The following is a 20,440-nucleotide window of genomic DNA, read 5'->3' as shown; positions in this document are numbered from 1 at the left end:
GGCCTAGGATCATCTCCCTCTCCCTTTGGGAGAGGAGTGAGGAGCGTTACTGGTAAACAGGCAACAGATTAAAGCTAGACAGTACGTGTACCAGGGCGTTACCCATCCCGAATACCAGAATCAAAGCAATCATCGGTTTGCCGCCCCAGACGCGGAATTTTGGGCTACCGAAACGTTTACGTGATTTACGTGCCAGCAGCGCAGGCACAATCGCCGCCCAGATGGTTGCCGCCAGCCCTGCATAGCCAATGGCATACAGGAAACCGTTCGGCCACAGCAGGCCACCAATGACCGGTGGCAGGAAGGTCAGCAGCGCGGTTTTCAGACGGCCCAGCGCGGAATCATCAAAGCCACAAAGATCGGCCAGATAATCAAACAGACCCAGTGTCACGCCGAGGAAAGAGCTGGCCACAGCAAAATTAGAGAAAATCACCAGTAGCAGATCCAGACTGCGGCTGTTCAGCACCCCGCTCAGAGCCTGCACCAGCACATCGATGTTACCGCCCTTCTGCGCAATGCCGATGAATTCCGGGCGAGGGATGTTGCCCATGGTTCCCAGCAGCCAGATCACATACAGCCCCAGCGCCAGCAGCGTGCCATAGACCAGGCAGCGGGTAATGGTGCGCGGATCTTTGCCGTAGTACTTCATCAGGCTCGGCACGTTGCCGTGATAGCCAAACGACGCCAGGCAGAACGGCAGTGTCATCAGCAGATAGGGAGAGTACGAGGTATTGCTCTCCGCCACATTAAACAGCGTCGCAGGCGTAACGTGCCCCAGCAGGCTGCCGAAGGTCAGGAAAAAAGTAATGACTTTCGCGCCCAGCACAATGGCCGTCATGCGGCTCACCGCTTTGGTGCTCATCCAGACGATAAACGCCACGCCCAGCGCGAAGCACAGCCCCGCCAGCCGCGCAGGCACGTCCAGAGACATCTCCGAGAAGGTGTGGTGCAGAATCGAACCGCTTGCCGAGATATAGGCGTAGGTCAGAATGTAGAGCACAAAGGCAATCGAGATGCCGTTGACGATGTTCCAGCGCTTGCCGAGCAAGTCGCGGGTAATAGTGTCAAAGCTCGAACCAATGCGGTAGTTCAGGTTAGCTTCGAGGATCATCAGGCCAGAGTGCAGCATACAGAACCAGGTGAAGATCAGCGCCGCCAGCGACCAGAAGAACCACGCCCCGGACATCACCACCGGCAGAGAGAACATCCCTGCGCCGATAATGGTACCGCCGATGATCACCACACCGCCAAGCAGTGAGGGTGACGTTTGGGTGGTGGTTAGTGTCGCCATACAGCCTTTTCTCCAGTCAATAATTTGGGACCTGCATCTTAATGTGCTGCACTGTACCAGTACAGTAGTACAAAGGGAATAAAAAAAGCCCCGATAACAATATCGGGGCTGTATATTTTACTTTACGACTGAAGCGTAAGGCTTACGCGTCACGGCGACGGGCAGGAGCACTGCCATCTTCGCGACGTGGGCCACGGCTTTCACGGCGCTCACCGCTGAAACGACCTGCACCTGGCGCAGCGCCTTCACGACGAGGACCACGACCGCCTTCACGACGTTCGCCGCCACCGAAACCACGGCCAGCAGGACGATCGCCATCACGACGTGGACCACGGTCCGGGCGTGGCTGAGCATCACCCAGCAGCTGCATGTTCATCGGCTTGTTCAGGATGCGGGTGCGAGTAAAGTGCTGCAGTACTTCGCCCGGCATGCCTTTTGGCAGCTCAATGGTAGAGTGGGAACCAAACAGCTTGATGTTACCAATGTAACGGCTGCTGATGTCGCCTTCGTTAGCGATAGCACCAACGATGTGACGAACTTCAACGCCATCATCACGGCCCACTTCAATGCGGTACAGTTCCATTTCGCCTGCGTCACGACGTTCGCGACGTGGACGGTCTTCACCACCACGCTCTGGACGGTCGCCACGTGGGCCACGATCGTTGCGGTCGCCACGACGTTCGAAACGATCGTCACGGTCACGGAATTCACGCTTAGGACGCATTGGCGCATCAGGTGGCACGATCAGGCTACGTTCGCCCTGAGCCATCTTCAGCAGAGCGGCAGCCAGCGTTTCCATATCCAGCTCTTCGCCTTCAGCGGTTGGCTGGATCTGCGCCAGCAGCGCACGGTACTGATCCAGGTCGCTGCTTTCCAGCTGCTGCTGTACTTTCGCGGCGAATTTTTCCAGACGGCGTTTGCCCAGCAGATCTGCGTTAGGCAGGTCGGCTTCTGGAATGGTCAGCTTCATGGTGCGTTCGATGTTACGCAGCAGACGACGCTCGCGGTTCTCAACGAACAGCAGCGCACGACCCGCACGACCTGCACGACCGGTACGGCCGATACGGTGAACGTAAGACTCAGAGTCCATCGGGATGTCGTAGTTAACAACCAGGCTGATACGCTCAACGTCCAGACCACGTGCTGCCACGTCGGTTGCAATCAGGATATCCAGACGACCGTCTTTCAGACGCTCCAGAGTCTGCTCACGCAGGGCCTGGTTCATGTCGCCATTCAGCGCGGCGCTGTTGTAGCCGCTACGTTCCAGGGCTTCAGCCACTTCCAGGGTCGCATTTTTGGTACGAACGAAGATGATCGCCGCATCAAAATCTTCTGCTTCCAGGAAACGCACCAGCGCTTCGTTTTTACGCATACCGTATACAGACCAGTAGCTCTGGCTGATGTCCGGGCGCGTGGTTACGCTGGACTGGATACGCACTTCCTGCGGATCCTTCATGAAGCGACGGGTAATACGACGGATCGCTTCTGGCATGGTTGCAGAGAACAGAGCGGTCTGATGACCTTCCGGGATCTGCGCCATGATGGTTTCTACGTCTTCGATGAAGCCCATGCGGAGCATTTCGTCAGCTTCATCCAGTACCAGACCGCTCAGTTTAGAGAGATCCAGCGTACCGCGTTTCAGGTGATCCAGCAGACGACCCGGCGTACCGACGACGATCTGTGGGCCTTGACGCAGGGCGCGTAACTGCACGTCATAACGCTGGCCGCCGTACAGGGCAACCACGTTTACGCCGCGCATATGTTTAGAGAATTCAGTCATCGCTTCCGCAACCTGAACAGCCAGTTCACGGGTCGGAGCGAGTACGAGGATCTGCGGCGCGCGCAGGTCAGGATCAATGTTGTTCAGCAGCGGCAGCGAGAACGCTGCAGTTTTACCGCTACCAGTCTGGGCCATGCCCAGCACGTCACGACCAGAGAGCAGATGTGGGATACACTCTGCCTGGATCGGAGATGGTTTTTCGTAACCCAGATCGTTAAGGGATTCAAGGATAGGAGCCTTCAGGCCCAGATCTGCAAAAGTGGTTTCGAATTCAGCCATGTAGTACAAGTGCCTCGATATTAATGGCGGCCAGTCTACATAACTCATCGTGAAAATTTTCGGTAATTTTCATTGAAAGTGTGAACCGGCTCAAAGTAGGTGTATTGACGAACAACAACGCCCTCACCGGTTAAGATGATGGCAATCAAAAGATTACGGGCTGATGTTTATGTCGTCAGCTATTGCTGGTCCGATTCTGCCAGGTCGTCGTGCTCCTGGCCCAAGAGCGATAATTCCAACAATGCATAACGGTGCTCAACATAGTTGTGTACGTTGTTAGCAACCGCTAATTTGAACAGTGCCGTAGCGCTGTCCATATCCCCCAGACTTAGGTAGTACTTACCTAAATAGAAGTTGGTTTCACTGAGATGCTCAGCGAGCGAGGTGTTATCCGTTGCGTCTGCCTTGAGCCTTTCCATCAGCGTTGCTTCGCTGATGTTGCCCAGGTAGAACTCGACAATATTCCATCCCCACTGCTCCTTGTCCGATTTTTCGAAGCGTTGGTTTAACGCGTCTTTGGCCTGCTTTGCATCGAGCTTCTGCTCAACAATGTAAAGCCACAGGCTACGGAAAGGATCGTTAGGATCGTCTTGATAAAACGCCAGCAGATCATCTTGCGCTAACTTGTCACGACCGCCGTAATACAGGGCGATCCCGCGATTCAAGTGCGCGTAGTTGTAAGTTGGATCAAGCTCAAGTACAGAATCAAACGCTTCATAGGCAGCATCAAAATTGCCTGCCTGCGTTAAATAAATACCTAAGTAATTGAATACTTCAGGCATATCCGGTCGGATCGCCAACGCTTGTGAAAAATCGTTTCGCGCTAGTGCCCTCAGACCGAGACTATCATACAACACTCCGCGCTCATATAAAAGCTGTGCGCGTTCGTCATCGGTTAAAGCCCGACTGGCAAGAATTTGTTCCATGCGTGCCAGAATCACTTCCTGCTGCAAAGTCGGTTGCAGTGGCACTGCGAGGACTTCACTTTTACGCCAGGCAGAGTTGCTGCATCCTGCCAGCGTCAAAGCTGTCGCAACGAAACACCAGCGCAGAAAAGGCTTCATTTCCCACTCCCGAAGACAACTATTGGATGAACGTCCTGTCCCCCGGCGGCTCAACAAGGCGTCCTGCCTGATAACAAGCCCCCCGCTTACGCGGAGGGCAAACGGCAACCTTACTCGCCCTGTTCTGCTGCCGGAGCTTCCGGTGCAGCGGCAGATGACTGCTCGGTCGCTTCTTTAATGCTCAGACGGATACGGCCCTGGCGGTCAACTTCCAGAACTTTAACCGGAACTTCCTGACCCATCTGCAGGTAATCGGTCACTTTCTCAACGCGCTTGTCAGCGATCTGAGAGATGTGTACCAGACCTTCTTTACCGCCACCGATGGCAACGAATGCGCCAAAGTCAACGATACGGGTCACTTTACCGCTATAGATACGGCCCACTTCGATCTCTGCGGTGATCTCTTCGATACGACGGATAGCGAATTTCGCTTTCTCACCGTCGGTCGCTGCGATCTTCACAGTACCGTCATCTTCGATTTCGATGGTGGTGCCGGTCTCTTCGGTCAGAGCACGGATAACGGAACCGCCTTTACCGATAACGTCTTTGATCTTGTCCGGGCTGATCTTGATGGTGTGGATACGTGGTGCGAACTGAGAAATGTCGCCACGTGGCGCGTTAATCGCCTGTTCCATCACGCTCAGGATGTGCAGACGTGCACCTTTCGCCTGGTTCAGCGCAGCGTGCATGATCTCTTTGGTGATGCCTTCAATTTTGATATCCATCTGCAGGGCAGAGATACCTTCGCGGGAACCCGCAACTTTGAAGTCCATATCACCCAGGTGATCTTCGTCGCCCAGGATGTCAGACAGAACAACATAGTTGTCGCCTTCTTTCACCAGACCCATCGCGATACCCGCAACAGCTGCTTTCACCGGAACACCCGCGTCCATCAGTGCCAGAGAAGCACCACACACGGAAGCCATAGAAGAGGAGCCGTTAGATTCGGTGATTTCAGAAACCACGCGAACGGTGTACGGGAATTTATCAGCATCTGGCATAACAGCCAGAACGCCGCGCTTCGCCAGACGACCGTGACCAATTTCACGACGCTTCGGCGAGCCAACCATACCGGTCTCACCCACGGAGTACGGAGGGAAGTTGTAGTGGAACAGGAAGCTGTCAGTGCGCTCGCCCATCAGTTCGTCGATGTTCTGTGCGTCACGGGCAGTACCCAGGGTCGCAGTTACCAGCGCCTGAGTTTCACCACGGGTGAACAGTGCGGAACCGTGAGTACGTGGCAGCACGCCAGTACGCACATCCAGACCACGGATCATGTCTTTTTCACGGCCATCGATACGTGGCTCGCCTGCCAGAACGCGGCTACGAACAACGTTTTTCTCGATCGCGTGCAGAATTTCGCTCAGTTCGTTAGCGTCCAGGGAGTCATCTTCTGCCACCAGCGTAGCGATGGTTTCAGATTTGATGACGTCAACCTGAGCATAACGCTCCTGCTTGTCGGTGATGCGGTAAGCATCGCTCAGACGAGATTCAGCCAGTGCAGCAACGCGCGCGTTCAGCGCTTCGTTAACCGCTTCTGGCTGCCAGTCCCAACGTGGTTTACCGGCTTCTTTCACCAGGTCGTTGATGTTCTGGATAACGATCTGCTGCTGCTCGTGGCCAAACACCACCGCGCCCAGCATCTGGTCTTCGCTCAGCAGTTCTGCTTCGGATTCAACCATCAGTACCGCAGCTTCGGTACCGGCAACAACCAGGTCCAGCTTGCTCTCTTTCAGCTCGTCCTGAGTTGGGTTCAGAACGTACTGGTCGTTGATGTAACCTACGCGAGCAGAACCGATTGGACCGTTGAATGGAATACCAGACAGAGACAGGGCTGCAGATGCGCCGATCATCGCAACGATGTCCGGGTTAACCTGTGGGTTAACGGAAACAACGGTGGCGATAACCTGAACTTCGTTAACGAAGCCTTCCGGGAACAGCGGGCGAACCGGGCGGTCAATCAGACGCGCAATCAGGGTTTCGCCTTCGCTTGGACGGCCTTCACGACGGAAGAAACCACCCGGGATTTTACCGGCAGCGTAGGTACGCTCCTGGTAGTTAACGGTCAGTGGGAAGAAGTCCTGACCTGGTTTTGCTTTTTTCTGGCCAACCACGGTTACGAATACCGCGGTGTCATCCATGCTTACCATAACAGCAGCAGTGGCCTGACGCGCCATCATGCCGGTTTCCAGCGTGACGGTATGCTGACCGTACTGGAATTTACGAACGATCGGATTCAGCAAGATTCTGTCCTTTCTTAAATGAATGACAGCACACCAGAGGCGTGCTGACGTTTAACCGGACCTTCTTCGCATCCTCGCGACTAATGACAACCGACACCCCCATGGGTGAAGCCTCTCATTAGCCGCGCGAACCTCTGCAATGAAGATCATTTATAGCAACAATACATTAGTTTCCAGTGAATTGCTGCGGTCTGGTTGAAAAAAGGGGCCATAAGGCCCCCTTTTCTGAAACTCGCAAGACTTAGCGACGCAGACCCAGACGCTCGATCAGCGCGGTGTAGCGTGCAACATCTTTACGCTTCAGGTAGTCGAGCAGTTTACGACGCTGAGAAACCATGCGCAGCAGACCACGACGGCTGTGGTGATCTTTTTTGTGCTCTGCAAAGTGACCCTGCAGGTGGTTAATCTGTGCAGTCAGCAGTGCAACCTGAACTTCGGTAGAACCGCTGTCGTTAGCATCACGACCAAACTCAGAAACGATTTTAGCTTTAGCTTCAACGCTTAGAGACATTTTAAAACTCCAAAGTATAAAGAATGAAAGGATGCCGATCTCTAATTCAGCTATCCCATGTATAACGCTTGCCAATTGTTAAACAATTTACCAGACGTTAAGCGGCAATATTCTACCCGCCTCCCCTGCTTATCGCAAGGTGAGGCGTCAGTTATGCCGGATATTCGACCACCAGACGGCGTGGTGCAACACGACCTTCGTCGTCAATTTCGCCCATGCCGATAAAGGTATTGTCATCGCCTTCCGTCACACGCACTAACCCCTGGTGAGGGACGCCAGTGGTGCGCACCGGGTTGCCGTTTTTAAAGTAAACGGACGAGATCAGCGGCAGATTGACCACCGGATAGTCCGAAGCTGGACTGTCCATAGGCATCAGCAGCGGATCCAGCAAATCGGCAGCATCAATACCTTGCTCCTGGGCCTGCTCAACCAGCGCCTGGAGCTGCTCCAGCGTCACCATCCGTTCTGCCGGGTATTTACTCACCGCCAGACGGCGCAGATAAATCACGTGCGCGCCACAACCCAGTTTCTCACCCAGGTCGTCAATGATGGTACGGATGTAAGTGCCTTTTGAGCAGTGAACTTCCAGCTCCAGCTCATCCCCTTCGTGGCGAATGAACAGCAGTTCATACACCGTAATCGGGCGGGCTTCGCGTGGCACCTCAATACCCTGGCGCGCGTACTCGTAGAGTTTTTTGCCCTGGTATTTCAGTGCTGAATACATCGACGGCACCTGCTGGGTGTCGCCGCGGAAACTCTCCAGCGCAGCCGCAAGCTGTTCAGCGCTGAACGCCACCGGACGTTCTTCGACCACCTGGCCATCCGCATCGGAGGTGTCCGTGCGCTGGCCCAGCCTGGCAATCACGCGGTAGCGTTTGTCGGAATCCAGCAGATACTGGGAAAACTTCGTCGCTTCACCCAGGCAAACCGGCAACATCCCGGTCGCCAGCGGATCCAGCGCGCCGGTATGTCCGGCACGGTTCGCGTTATAAATACGCTTAACCTTTTGCAGCACGTCGTTGCTGGAAGCACCCTGGTGCTTATCCAGTAGCAGCACGCCGTGTACGTCGCGACCGCGACGACGAGGACGACTCATTAGTCCTCCTTGTTATCGTCCGGGTTCACACGACGCTCATCATCCTGCTTCACCACGCTGGTGACCAGGTTGGACATGCGCATCCCTTCAACCAGTGAGTTGTCATAGAAGAAGGTCAGTTCCGGCACGATACGCAGGCGCATAGCTTTGCCCAGCAGAGAGCGGATAAAACCAGAGGCATCCTGCAGGGCTTTGATGCCCAGCTTAACTGCCGCTTCGTCCTGGTCATTCAGGAAGGTCACAAACACTTTGGCATAGGCCAGATCGCGGGACACTTCTACACCAGATACCGTCGTCATCATGCCCAGACGTGGATCTTTAATTTCGCGCTGCAGGATGATTGCGATCTCTTTTTGCATCTCCTGAGCTACGCGCTGCGGGCGACCAAATTCTTTCGCCATAATAAATTCTCCAGACAAAAAAGGGGCTTTTAGCCCCTTTTGATAATTCTTGCCGGGTGGCGCGAGGCGATCCCGGCTTACATGTGGACTGATCCGCAGGGGATTAGTCGATGCTGCGTTGGATCTCGATGATCTCGAACACTTCGATCATATCGCCTACGCGAACGTCGTTGTAGTTCTTCACGCCGATACCACATTCCATGCCGTTACGGACTTCGTTAACGTCATCTTTGAAGCGGCGCAGGGATTCCAGCTCGCCTTCATAGATAACCACGTTGTCACGCAGAACGCGGATTGGGTTGTGACGCTTAATGTTGCCTTCGGTAACCATACAGCCCGCGATCGCACCGAATTTCGGTGATTTGAACACGTCACGTACTTCAGCCAGACCGATGATCTGCTGTTTCAGCTCTGGAGACAGCATACCGCTCATTGCCGCTTTCACTTCGTCGATCAGGTGATAGATGACGGAGTAGTAGCGGAGATCCAGGCTTTCTGATTCGATCACGCGACGCGCAGAAGCATCGGCACGGACGTTGAAGCCAACCAGAATCGCGTTGGACGCTGCAGCCAGGGTTGCGTCGGTTTCGGTGATACCACCTACGCCAGAACCGATGATCTTCACTTTCACTTCGTCGGTAGACAGTTTCAGTAAAGAGTCAGAGATCGCTTCCACAGAACCCTGCACGTCTGCCTTCAGAACGACGTTCACTTCGTGAACTTCGCCTTCGGTCATGTTGGCAAACATGTTCTCGAGTTTAGATTTCTGCTGACGAGCCAGTTTAACTTCACGGAATTTGCCCTGACGGTACAGCGCAACTTCACGCGCTTTCTTCTCGTCACGAACAACGGTCACTTCATCACCGGCAGCCGGAACACCGGACAGACCGAGGATTTCCACAGGAATGGACGGACCTGCTTCCAGTACTTCGCGACCCAGTTCGTCACGCATTGCACGAACACGGCCATATTCGAAGCCACACAGCACGATGTCGCCTTTGTTCAGGGTACCTTCACGTACCAGAACAGTCGCAACCGGGCCACGACCTTTATCCAGGAAGGATTCGATCACCGCACCGCTCGCCATACCATTGCGAACCGCTTTCAGCTCCAGAACTTCAGCCTGCAGCAGGATAGCGTTCAGCAGGTCATCAATACCGGTACCCACTTTTGCAGAAACCGGGATGAACTGAGACTCGCCGCCCCACTCTTCTGGCATAACACCGTACTGGGACAGTTCGTTTTTAACGCGATCCATATCCGCTTCTGGCTTATCGATTTTGTTCACTGCAACGACCAGAGGCACCTGCGCCGCTTTCGCGTGCTGGATAGCTTCGATAGTCTGCGGCATCACGCCATCGTCTGCTGCAACCACCAGAACAACGATATCCGTCGCCTGCGCACCACGAGCACGCATAGAGGTAAACGCGGCGTGGCCCGGGGTATCCAGGAAGGTGATCATCCCATTGTCGGTTTCTACGTGGTAGGCACCGATGTGCTGGGTAATGCCGCCTGCTTCGCCGGAGGCCACTTTCGTGGAACGAATGTAGTCCAGCAGAGAGGTTTTACCGTGGTCAACGTGACCCATGATGGTCACAACCGGTGCGCGCGGCTCAGCGGCTGCGCCCGTGTCACGGTCGCTCATTACCGCTTCTTCCAGCTCGTTTTCACGACGCAGGATAACTTTGTGGCCCATCTCTTCGGCAACCAGCTGTGCGGTTTCCTGGTCGATAACCTGGTTGATGGTCGCCATCGCGCCCAGCTTCATCATCGCTTTGATGACCTGAGAACCTTTAACGGCCATCTTGTTTGCCAGTTCGCCAACAGTGATGGTTTCACCGATGATAACGTCACGGTTAACGGCCTGAGCTGGCTTCTGGAAGCCTTGCTGCAGAGCGGAACCTTTACGCTTGCCACCTTTACCACCGCGACCCGCGGCACGCGCTTCTTCGCGATCGGCTTTAGATTCGGCGTGTTTATTACCCTTCTTCTGAGGACGGGCAGCTTTTGATGCAGTGCGGGTACGGCCACGACCACCTTCAACCTCACGGTCGTTTTCGTCTTCGGCCTGGCGCGCATGCTGAGAAGTGGTGACGTGATAATCGCTCTTATCCTCATCACCTTTCGCTTTCTCTTGCTCAGCCCAAACACCTGCGTTTTCTTCTGCCATACGACGTGCTTCTTCAGCAACACGACGTGCGTCTTCTTCCAGCTTGCGACGAGCTTCTTCTTCGGCTTTACGCTTCAGCTCGGCAGCTTCATTTTCACGACGGGCTTTTTCCGTCTGGGCAGTTTTGGTCATTTCGTCAGTCTGTTGATTGCTCACTTTGTCTTTTTCCGCAGCGTCACGCTTCGCTTTTTCACTGGCATCGCGCTTCGCTTTTTCTGCGGCCTCACGTTCAGCTTTTAATTCTGCCTCACGTTTGGCGGTTGCTTCCGCCTCACGCTGAGCTTGTTCTTCCGCTTCACGCTGCGCCTGCTCTTCCGCGGCAAGGCGTTCAGCCTCTTGCGGATCACGTTTTACAAAGGTGCGTGTCTTGCGGACTTCGATTTGTACCGATTTGCTTTTTCCACCGGTACCAGGAACATTTAACGTACTGCGCGTTTTACGCTGTAACGTCAGTTTATCAGGCGCCGAGCCGTGTTCACGGTTCAGGTGCGATAATAAAGTTTGTTTCTCTTGCGCGGTCACTGAGTCATCAGCAGACTTCGGGATCCCTGCATCAGCAAATTGCTGTACCAGGCGGTCCACGGAAGTCTGAATTTCAGCAGCCAGCGTTTTTACAGTTACATCAGTCATGCTGTTCCTTCCTGCTACAGTTTATTACGCTTCGTCGCCGAACCAGCAAATATTACGTGCGGCCATGATGAGCTCGCCGGCTTTCTCGTCGGTTAAACCTTCGATATCAGCCAGGTCATCAACGCCTTGTTCAGCGAGATCTTCCAGCGTACAAACACCACGGGCAGCCAGCTTGAACGCAATCGCACGATCAAGACCTTCCAGATTCAGCAGGTCATCAGCCGGCTTGTTATCACCAAGGCTTTCTTCCTGAGCCAGTGCCAGGGTGGTCAGTGCGTTTTTAGCGCGGTCACGCAGGGCTTCAACGGTGGCTTCATCCAGGCCGTCGATTTCCAGCAGTTCTTTCATTGGCACATAGGCCAGTTCTTCCAGCGTTGAGAAACCTTCTTCAACCAGAACGGTGGCGAAATCTTCGTCAATGTCCAGATGCTTAGTGAAGGTATCAATGGCCGCATGGGCTTCAGCCTGATGCTTAGCCTGCAGGTCATCAACGGTCATTACGTTGAGTTCCCAGCCGCTCAGCTGTGAAGCCAGGCGGACGTTCTGACCGTTACGGCCGATAGCCTGCGCCAGATTGCCTGCTTCTACGGCGATATCCATGGTGTGCTTGTCTTCGTCTACCACGATAGACGCAACATCAGCCGGTGCCATCGCGTTGATCACGAACTGCGCCGGGTTGTCGTCCCACAGAACGATATCAATACGCTCGCCGCCCAGTTCAGTCGAAACTGCCTGAACACGCGCGCCACGCATACCGACGCAAGCACCAACAGGGTCGATACGCTTGTCGTTGGTTTTCACCGCGATTTTCGCACGGGAACCCGGATCGCGGGCAGCGGCTTTAATCTCGATCACTTCTTCGCCAATTTCTGGCACTTCAATGCGGAACAGTTCGATCAGCATTTCAGGTTTAGAACGGGTCACGAACAGCTGAGCGCCACGCGCTTCTGGACGCACGGAATAGAGTACGCCGCGAATACGGTCACCCGGACGGAAGTTCTCACGTGGCAGCATATCTTCACGCAGAATCACTGCTTCAGCGTTGTTACCCAGATCCAGGGAGATGTTGTCGCGGTTAACTTTCTTCACCACGCCCGTGATGATCTCACCTTCATGCTCGCGGAACTGGTCAACGACCATAGCGCGCTCAGCTTCACGAACTTTCTGTACGATAACCTGTTTAGCAGTCTGGGTGGTGATACGGTCGAAGGTGACAGATTCGATCTGATCTTCAACGTAATCGTCGATGTTCAGGCTCTCATCTTCGTAACGTGCCGCTTCGAGAGTGATCTCTTTCGTTGGCTGGGTCACTTCTTCCACGATAACCCAACGACGGAAAGTATCGAAGTCGCCGCTCTTGCGATCGATTTCTACACGAACATCGATCTCTTGCTCGTATTTTTTCTTGGTTGCCGTAGCCAGTGCACTTTCCAGCGCTTCGAAAATCTTTTCACGCGGCAGTGATTTTTCGTTGGAGACGGCTTCAACAACAGCCAAAATTTCTTTGTTCATCGCGGGCTTTTCACCTCATCCAGACTGTTAAAAGTGGGGAACCAGGTTCGCCTTCTGGATATTACTCAGCGCGAACACTTCATCTTTGCCTTCGACTGTTACTGTGATCATCTCACCGTCAACGGCCTTAATAACGCCCTGCCATTTACGGCGGTTTTGTACAGCCATACGCAGGACGATAGCCGCTTCTTCACCAATGTAGTGGGTGTAGTGTTCAGCAGTAAACAGCGGGCGATGCAGACCAGGCGAGGAAACTTCCAGGTTATAGGCGACGGTAATAGGATCTTCAACATCAAGAACCGCACTCACCTGGTGGCTAACATCAGCACAATCATCAACATTGATGCCATCTTCACTATCAATATAGATGCGCAGCGTGGATGTACGGCTGCGAATGAATTCGATGCCGACCAGTTCGTAGCCCAGTGCTTCGACTGGTGCTTTAATCATCTCTGTTAATTTTTGGTCTAATGTGGACAAGCCCACCCCCAAGACGTAAAAAAAGGGCATAAAGCCCAGTTATTCTGTAGTCAGATAACAAAAAACCCCGATAAATCGGGGCTTTAGATAACTGAACCCTATAGCCACAACAGTGGCCTGGAGCACTTTCAAAAAGAATTTTTTCAAATCCAGCTACGAAGGCGCTAAGTCTTCACAGTATATTTGAAAAAGGACTTTATAGGAAAGTGGTTGCGGGGGCCGGATTTGAACCGACGACCTTCGGGTTATGAGCCCGACGAGCTACCAGGCTGCTCCACCCCGCGCCTGAAACGTGGCAAATTCTACTCTCTGTGGGTAAAAAATGCAAATAATGCTGGGATTTGGTACCGAGGACGGGACGTAAAATCGGCGTTTAGTATATTGATAGCGCGCCCCCTCTGTCAACCCTGCTAACCGCAGCGATTAAGGCGGGAAATTTTTACAAAAAATACACGAATCTCTTTCGGTACTTGCCAAAAGATGATTAAATGAAAACTCACTTATTCTGCATAAAAATGCATTTAGGGTGAAAGCGATCACTCATCAGTCAATCAAGCAGGGTTTTATTTTATGACGACGATTCTCAAGCATCTTCCGCAAGGACAACGTATTGGCATCGCTTTTTCAGGCGGCCTGGATACCAGCGCTGCACTGCTGTGGATGCGCCAGAAGGGAGCGGTTCCTTATGCATATACTGCGAACCTGGGTCAGCCAGATGAGGACGATTATGAAGCGATCCCTCGTCGTGCCATGGAGTACGGTGCAGAGAACGCACGCCTGATTGACTGCCGTAAGCAGCTGGTTGCCGAAGGTATTGCTGCCATTCAGTGTGGCGCTTTCCATAATACCACCGGCGGTCTGACCTATTTCAACACTACCCCGCTGGGCCGTGCGGTTACCGGCACTATGCTGGTTGCCGCCATGAAAGACGACGGCGTCAACATCTGGGGTGATGGTAGCACCTATAAAGGCAACGACATCGAACGTTTTTACCGTTATGGCCTGCTGACCAATGCCGAACTGCAGATCTACAAGCCGTGGCTGGACACTGACTTTATCGACGAGCTGGGCGGCCGTCACGAAATGTCCGAATTTATGATCGCCTGCGGCTTTGACTACAAAATGTCAGTCGAGAAAGCCTACTCTACCGACTCCAACATGCTGGGTGCGACACACGAAGCAAAAGACCTGGAGTTCCTGAACTCCAGCGTGAAGATCGTTAACCCAATCATGGGCGTGAAGTTCTGGGACGAAAACGTCAAAATCCAGGCGGAAGAAGTGACCGTGCGTTTTGAACGCGGCCACCCGGTTACCCTGAATGGCCAGACCTTCTCTGACGATGTGGAACTGATGCTGGAAGCCAACCGCATCGGCGGGCGTCACGGTCTGGGAATGAGCGATCAGATTGAAAACCGTATCATCGAAGCCAAGAGCCGTGGCATCTATGAAGCCCCGGGGATGGCGCTGCTGCACATCGCTTACGAGCGTCTGCTGACCGGTATTCATAACGAAGACACCATCGAGCAGTATCACTCCCATGGCCGTCAGTTGGGCAAACTGCTGTATCAGGGCCGCTGGTTCGATCCGCAGGCACTGATGCTGCGTGATGCCCTGCAGCGTTGGGTAGCTAGCGCCATTACAGGTGAAGTGACCCTGGAGCTGCGTCGTGGCAATGACTACTCCATTCTGAACACCGTGTCTGACAACCTGACCTACCAGCCAGAGCGTCTGACCATGGAGAAAGGCGATTCCGTCTTCTCGCCTGACGATCGTATCGGCCAGCTGACCATGCGTAACCTGGATATCACCGATACCCGTGCCAAGCTGTTCACCTATACCGAGAATGGCCTGCTCTCTGTCTCAACAGGTAATGGTCTGCCGCAGGTTGAGAATCTGGAAAACAGCGATAAGCAGTAATCGCTGTACCGAAATGCAAAAGGCGCCTGAGGGCGCCTTTTTTGTTTCTGAGGTTTCGTAGTTCCGGCAAGCATCACGCTGGCGGGCAAAACAGTGGTTGGCGCTGCGCTTACCCGCCCTACACCCTTACAAACCACGGACATAAACGACAGACGAAAAAAAAGACGTCTTGCGACGTCTTTTCTTCGGAATATTGGTACTGAGGATGGGACTCGAACCCACAAGCCCGTTAGGGCACTACCACCTCAAGGTAGCGTGTCTACCAATTCCACCACCTCAGCACTGATACTACTATTACTGCGGGATATCGCTGGTCGGCTTAGCCGGTGCAGCTGGCTGAGTCTGCTCGGATTTCGCCGGTGCGCTCAGATTTTCCCACTCGCTTCCTTTACTGGTCTTGTTGCTGTTGATATTGCCAAGCGCCAGACTGATGATGAAAAACAGCGTTGCCAGAATCGCCGTTGCGCGGGTCATGAAGTTACCAGAACCACTTGAACCGAACAGCGTACCAGAAGCGCCTGCTCCAAAAGAGGCCCCCATATCAGCGCCTTTACCTTGCTGCAGCATGATCAACGCTACCAGAGCGATGGCTACAATAAGGAAAACTACTAAAAGAGCTTCGTACATAATCAACCTGTTCCTTGCGGAGTTGCCGCATACCAATGCTTCGACCAATAAGCAGGAGTTTTGCTTTCCCACTGAAGCGGGTGTGAATACTAACCAAAGCGAATGACCTTCGCAAGGGCAATTTCAGCTCATTGTATCAAGTGCGGAAAAAAACAGCAAAACCGCCACTAATGAACAAAACAAAGGCGGCAAGCGCCGCCTTTTTAAGCACTTAACGGCGTTACGCCGCTTTTACGGCATCAGCGATGCGATGGGCAAACTCAGTTACCTGCGCTTCGTCTTCACCTTCCACCATCACGCGGATCAGTGGCTCGGTACCTGATTTACGCAGCAGGACGCGGCCACGCGAACCCAGCGCCGCTTCGACTTCAGCCATCACTGCTTTCACGTTGTCGTTTTCCAGCGGATCGCCTTTACCGGCTGTGAAGCGAACGTTAACCAGGATCTGCGGGAACATTTTCATCCCGCTACACAGATCGTGCAGGGACATATGGTTACGCACCATTGCCGCGACCACCTGCAGGCTTGCCACAATGCCGTCACCGGTGGTGGTTTTGTCCAGCAGGATCACGTGGCCGGAGTTTTCCGCACCAATGCGCCAGCCTTTCTCCTGCAGTTTTTCCAGTACGTAGCGATCGCCCACTTTCGCGCGCGCAAACGGAATACCCAGCTGTTTAAGTGCCAGCTCCAGACCCATGTTGCTCATCAGCGTACCGACGGCACCGCCGCGCAACTGCCCCTGACGCAGACCTTCACGAGCAATGATATAGAGGATCTGATCCCCGTCGACCTTGTTACCTTCATGGTCAACCATGATCACGCGATCGCCGTCGCCGTCATAGGCGATGCCGAGATCGGCCTTCTCTGCCAGCACGCGCGCCTGCAGAGCGCGAACATCCGTTGCGCCCACTTCGGCGTTGATGTTCAGCCCGTTCGGTTCACAGCCAATGGCCACAACCTGCGCACCCAGTTCGCGGAAAACGTTCGGAGCAATGTGGTAGGTGGCACCATTCGCACAGTCGACCACGATTTTAAGATGACTCAGGCTCAGCTCGTTCGGGAAAGTACCTTTACAGAATTCGATGTAGCGACCTGCCGCATCGACGATACGGCTGGCTTTACCCAGCTCAGCGGAGTCAACGCAGGTCAGCTCTTTTTCCATTTCCGCTTCGATGGCTTCTTCAACATCATCCGGCAGTTTGGTGCCATCGATTGAGAAGAATTTGATGCCATTATCGTAGAAGGGGTTATGCGAGGCAGAGATTACAATCCCTGCTTCTGCACGGAACGCACGGGTGAGATAAGCAACGGCTGGCGTCGGCATTGGTCCCGTAAAGGAGGCAGAAAGCCCCGCGGCAGAAAGACCGGCTTCCAGCGCCGATTCAAGCATATAGCCAGAGATGCGTGTATCTTTGCCAATGATGATTTTGCGTGAGCCGTGGCTGGCCAGTACCTTCCCTGCTGCCCAGCCTAACTTCAGCACAAACTCAGGTGTAATTGGCGCATCGCCCACGCGTCCACGAATGCCATCAGTGCCAAAATATTTACGATTACTCATAGTGGTTATTTCCCTTAGCTGCCAGTGTGGCTTCCACCACTCGCATGGCTTCTGTTGTCTCTTTTACGTCATGGACGCGAATAATATGCGCTCCCTGCATCGCTGCAATGACCGCGCAGGCCAGACTCCCGCTCAGGCGGTCGGATGGCCCAACGTTAAGCAACTGACCTATCATTGATTTTCGTGACATCCCGACCAGCAGCGGCAGGCCAAAATGGTGAAACTCAGATAAGCGCGCAAGAAGCTCGTAGTTATGAGAGAGATTTTTACCGAAACCGAATCCCGGGTCGAGCAGCAATTTCTCTTTTGCGATACCGGCACGTTCACAACGCGCGATATGCTCAACAAAGTAGCGATTCACATCAGCAAACACGTCATTGTACTTTGGCGCATCCTGCATGGTTTTCGGCTGGCCTTGCATATGCATCAGACAGACCGGCAACCCGGTCTCCGCCGCAGCCTCCAGCGCGCCTGGCTCGGTAAGGGAGCGAATGTCATTAATAATGTGAGCGCCTACTCTTGCTGATTCGCGAATCACCTCGGGTTTAGAGGTATCCACCGAAATCCAGACCTCGAAACGCTGCGCAAGGGCTTCGACCACCGGAATAACCCGGGACAACTCTTCATCAACGCTGACATCCGCTGCGCCCGGTCGCGTTGACTCCCCACCCACGTCGATGATGGTCGCCCCGGCGTTGATCATCAGATTCGCATGTTTGACCGCATCAATCAGCGTGTTATGCGTACCGCCATCGGAGAAGGAGTCTGGCGTGACGTTCAGGATCCCCATCACATGGGGATGAGTCAGATCGAGATAAGAATCCTGGGCGAAGAGTTTCATGGCAAGTCCCTGATTTTTTTTGGTTAAGCAGACAAGAAAAACCCCGGGGCAAGCCCCAGGGTTTCAGGTAAAGAGAACATCATCTACAGCGGTGACTTATTTGTCGCCCAACTGTTCTGACATGGTGTTGCCCGGGTTTGGCGTGCGCGGTTCATCGACCGGACGCGGCGCACGTGGCGTGCCATTGTTGTCAGAGTTGTTGGAGGTACCTGGATCTTCCCAACCCGCTGGCGGACGCACATCACGGCGTGCCATCAGGTCGTCGATCTGCGGCGCATCGATGGTTTCATATTTCATGAGCGCATCTTTCATTGCGTGCAGGATATCCATGTTCTCGTTCAGGATCTGACGCGCGCGACCGTAGTTACGTTCAACGAGCGATTTCACTTCCTGGTCGATGATACGTGCGGTTTCGTCGGACATGTGCTTCGCTTTCGCGACGCTGCGGCCGAGGAACACTTCACCCTCTTCTTCTGCATACAGCAGCGGACCGAGTTTGTCGGAGAAGCCCCACTGGGTCACCATGTTACGTGCCAGGTTTGTCGCGACTTTAATGTCGTTGGACGCACCGGTCGAAACATGTTCCACACCGTAGATAATCTCTTCCGCCAGACGACCGCCGTACAGGGTCGAAATCTGGCTTTCCAGTTTCTGTCGGCTGGCGCTGATCGCATCGCCTTCCGGCAGGAAGAAGGTTACGCCCAGCGCACGACCGCGCGGAATAATCGTCACTTTATGCACCGGATCGTGTTCCGGTACCAGGCGACCGATAATCGCATGGCCTGCTTCGTGGTAAGCCGTGGACTCTTTCTGCGCTTCTGTCATCACCATGGAGCGGCGTTCCGCACCCATCATGATTTTGTCTTTCGCTTTCTCGAACTCCACCATCGAAACCACACGCTTGTTGCCGCGAGCAGCAAACAGGGCAGCTTCGTTCACCAGGTTAGCCAGATCCGCACCGGAGAAGCCCGGCGTACCACGTGCAATAATTGCCGCATCGATGTCCGGGGACAGCGGTACGCGACGCATGTGCACTTTCAGGATCTGTTCACGACCACGAACGTCTGGCAGACCAACTACAACCTGACGGTCGAAACGACCTGGACGCAGCAGCGCAGGGTCAAGAACGTCCGGGCGGTTAGTTGCCGCGATAACGATAATACCTTCGTTACCTTCGAAGCCGTCCATCTCAACCAGCATCTGGTTCAGCGTCTGCTCACGTTCATCGTGACCGCCGCCCAGGCCTGCGCCACGCTGGCGGCCTACGGCGTCGATTTCATCGATGAAGATGATGCACGGTGCGGCTTTCTTGGCCTGTTCGAACATGTCACGCACACGGGATGCACCGACACCAACGAACATTTCCACGAAGTCAGAACCGGAAATGGTAAAGAACGGAACCTTCGCTTCACCGGCGATGGCTTTCGCCAGCAGGGTTTTACCGGTACCCGGAGGGCCGACCATCAGGACGCCTTTCGGGATCTTACCGCCCAGTTTCTGGAAACGGCTCGGTTCACGCAGGTATTCAACCAGCTCACCCACCTCTTCTTTTGCTTCGTCGCAACCAGCAACGTCAGCAAAAGTGGTTTTGATCTGGTCTTCCGTCAACATACGCGCCTTACTCTTGCCGAACGACATGGCACCTTTGCCACCGCCGCCCTGCATTTGACGCATAAAGAAGATCCAGACGCCGATCAGCAGCAGCATCGGGAACCAGGAAATGAAGATAGAAGCCAGCAGGCTTGGCTCTTCCGGCGGCTCACCTACCACCTTGACGTTTTTAGTCAGAAGGTTATCAAGCAGCTTAGGATCGTTCACCGGAATGTAAGTCGTGTAACGGTTACTATCTTTCTTGGTAACGTTGATCTCACGTCCGTTGATACGCGCTTCGCGAACCTGATCCTGGTTGACCTCTTGCAGGAAGGTAGAGTAGTCCACCTTACGGCCATTAGACTCGCTGGGCCCAAAGCTCTGGAATACTGACATCAGCACAACGGCAATGACCAGCCAGAGTATTAGGTTTTTCGCCATGTCACTCAA

At 54.0% G+C, this 20,440-nt stretch carries 16 protein-coding genes and 2 tRNA genes; 1 reads left to right on the top strand and 17 read right to left on the bottom strand.

Going from position 1 to position 20,440, the window contains the following annotated elements; translation table 11 throughout:
- Nucleotides 1-46: 46 nt before the first annotated feature.
- The 12 genes from mtr to C3F35_RS14685 form a co-directional block, all read right to left on the bottom strand.
- On the bottom strand, nt 47-1,291 hold the full coding sequence (mtr, locus tag C3F35_RS14740; RefSeq protein ID WP_077226314.1) for a tryptophan permease: 1,245 nt from the start codon (nt 1,289-1,291) through the stop codon (nt 47-49).
- Nucleotides 1,292-1,433: 142 nt separating this feature from the next.
- On the bottom strand, nt 1,434-3,350 hold the full coding sequence (locus C3F35_RS14735) for a DEAD/DEAH family ATP-dependent RNA helicase (protein ID WP_032614409.1): 1,917 nt from the start codon (nt 3,348-3,350) through the stop codon (nt 1,434-1,436).
- Nucleotides 3,343-3,423, bottom strand: a complete 81-nt coding sequence (gene yrbN / locus C3F35_RS14730; RefSeq protein WP_098946273.1) for a protein YrbN — start codon at nt 3,421-3,423, stop codon at nt 3,343-3,345. Before yrbN ends, C3F35_RS14735 begins: the two co-directional genes overlap by 8 nt.
- Before the next feature lie 106 nt (nt 3,424-3,529).
- Complete coding sequence (gene nlpI, locus C3F35_RS14725; RefSeq protein WP_032614411.1) at nt 3,530-4,414, bottom strand: lipoprotein NlpI; 885 nt, start codon at nt 4,412-4,414, stop codon at nt 3,530-3,532.
- A gap of 110 nt (nt 4,415-4,524) precedes the next feature.
- On the bottom strand, nt 4,525-6,657 hold the full coding sequence (pnp, locus tag C3F35_RS14720) for a polyribonucleotide nucleotidyltransferase (protein ID WP_077226313.1): 2,133 nt from the start codon (nt 6,655-6,657) through the stop codon (nt 4,525-4,527).
- A gap of 241 nt (nt 6,658-6,898) precedes the next feature.
- A complete protein-coding gene (gene rpsO, locus C3F35_RS14715) occupies nt 6,899-7,168 on the bottom strand; it encodes a 30S ribosomal protein S15 (RefSeq protein WP_032614416.1) in 270 nt (89 codons plus the stop codon).
- 151 nt (nt 7,169-7,319) lie between these two features.
- Complete coding sequence (truB, locus tag C3F35_RS14710) at nt 7,320-8,264, bottom strand: tRNA pseudouridine(55) synthase TruB (protein WP_103792789.1); 945 nt, start codon at nt 8,262-8,264, stop codon at nt 7,320-7,322.
- Nucleotides 8,264-8,665, bottom strand: a complete 402-nt coding sequence (gene rbfA, locus C3F35_RS14705; protein ID WP_059307112.1) for a 30S ribosome-binding factor RbfA — start codon at nt 8,663-8,665, stop codon at nt 8,264-8,266. Before rbfA ends, truB begins: the two co-directional genes overlap by 1 nt.
- A gap of 103 nt (nt 8,666-8,768) precedes the next feature.
- Nucleotides 8,769-11,465 (bottom strand): translation initiation factor IF-2, encoded by a 2,697-nt coding sequence (gene infB / locus C3F35_RS14700; RefSeq protein ID WP_032614419.1) that lies wholly within the window; start codon nt 11,463-11,465, stop codon nt 8,769-8,771.
- A 24-nt stretch (nt 11,466-11,489) separates the two neighbouring features.
- Nucleotides 11,490-12,977: a transcription termination factor NusA gene (gene nusA / locus C3F35_RS14695; protein WP_032614421.1), complete on the bottom strand. Its 1,488-nt coding sequence runs from the start codon at nt 12,975-12,977 to the stop codon at nt 11,490-11,492.
- Nucleotides 12,978-13,004: 27 nt separating this feature from the next.
- Nucleotides 13,005-13,457 carry a ribosome maturation factor RimP gene (gene rimP, locus C3F35_RS14690; RefSeq protein WP_032614627.1) on the bottom strand — a complete coding sequence of 151 codons (453 nt, stop codon included), beginning with the start codon at nt 13,455-13,457 and terminating at the stop codon, nt 13,005-13,007.
- Nucleotides 13,458-13,664: 207 nt separating this feature from the next.
- Nucleotides 13,665-13,741: transfer RNA gene (locus C3F35_RS14685), tRNA-Met, on the bottom strand.
- 286 nt (nt 13,742-14,027) lie between these two features.
- Between C3F35_RS14685 and argG the strand changes: the two genes are divergently transcribed.
- Complete coding sequence (gene argG / locus C3F35_RS14680) at nt 14,028-15,374, top strand: argininosuccinate synthase (protein WP_103792788.1); 1,347 nt, start codon at nt 14,028-14,030, stop codon at nt 15,372-15,374.
- A gap of 194 nt (nt 15,375-15,568) precedes the next feature.
- Here argG and C3F35_RS14675 read toward each other — a convergent pair.
- The 5 genes from C3F35_RS14675 to ftsH all read right to left on the bottom strand — a co-directional run bounded on the left by C3F35_RS14675 (nt 15,569) and on the right by ftsH (nt 20,431).
- A tRNA-Leu gene (locus C3F35_RS14675) sits at nt 15,569-15,655 on the bottom strand.
- A 13-nt stretch (nt 15,656-15,668) separates the two neighbouring features.
- Entirely contained in the window at nt 15,669-16,001 is a 333-nt protein-coding gene (gene secG, locus C3F35_RS14670) for a preprotein translocase subunit SecG (protein WP_032614427.1), read from the bottom strand.
- Between the two features lie 220 nt (nt 16,002-16,221).
- Complete coding sequence (gene glmM, locus C3F35_RS14665; protein WP_032614429.1) at nt 16,222-17,559, bottom strand: phosphoglucosamine mutase; 1,338 nt, start codon at nt 17,557-17,559, stop codon at nt 16,222-16,224.
- Nucleotides 17,552-18,400, bottom strand: coding sequence for a dihydropteroate synthase (gene folP / locus C3F35_RS14660; RefSeq protein WP_032614432.1), 849 nt, complete (start codon nt 18,398-18,400; stop codon nt 17,552-17,554). The genes glmM and folP overlap by 8 nt, the downstream gene beginning before the upstream one ends.
- Nucleotides 18,401-18,496: 96 nt before the next feature.
- Nucleotides 18,497-20,431, bottom strand: a complete 1,935-nt coding sequence (gene ftsH, locus C3F35_RS14655) for an ATP-dependent zinc metalloprotease FtsH (protein ID WP_032614434.1) — start codon at nt 20,429-20,431, stop codon at nt 18,497-18,499.
- Nucleotides 20,432-20,440: the final 9 nt, after the last annotated feature.

The organism is Leclercia sp. LSNIH3, assembly GCF_002935105.1.
Classification (GTDB): Bacteria; Pseudomonadota; Gammaproteobacteria; order Enterobacterales; family Enterobacteriaceae; genus Enterobacter; species Enterobacter adecarboxylatus.
This window is presented reverse-complemented; position numbering and strand designations above follow the sequence as displayed.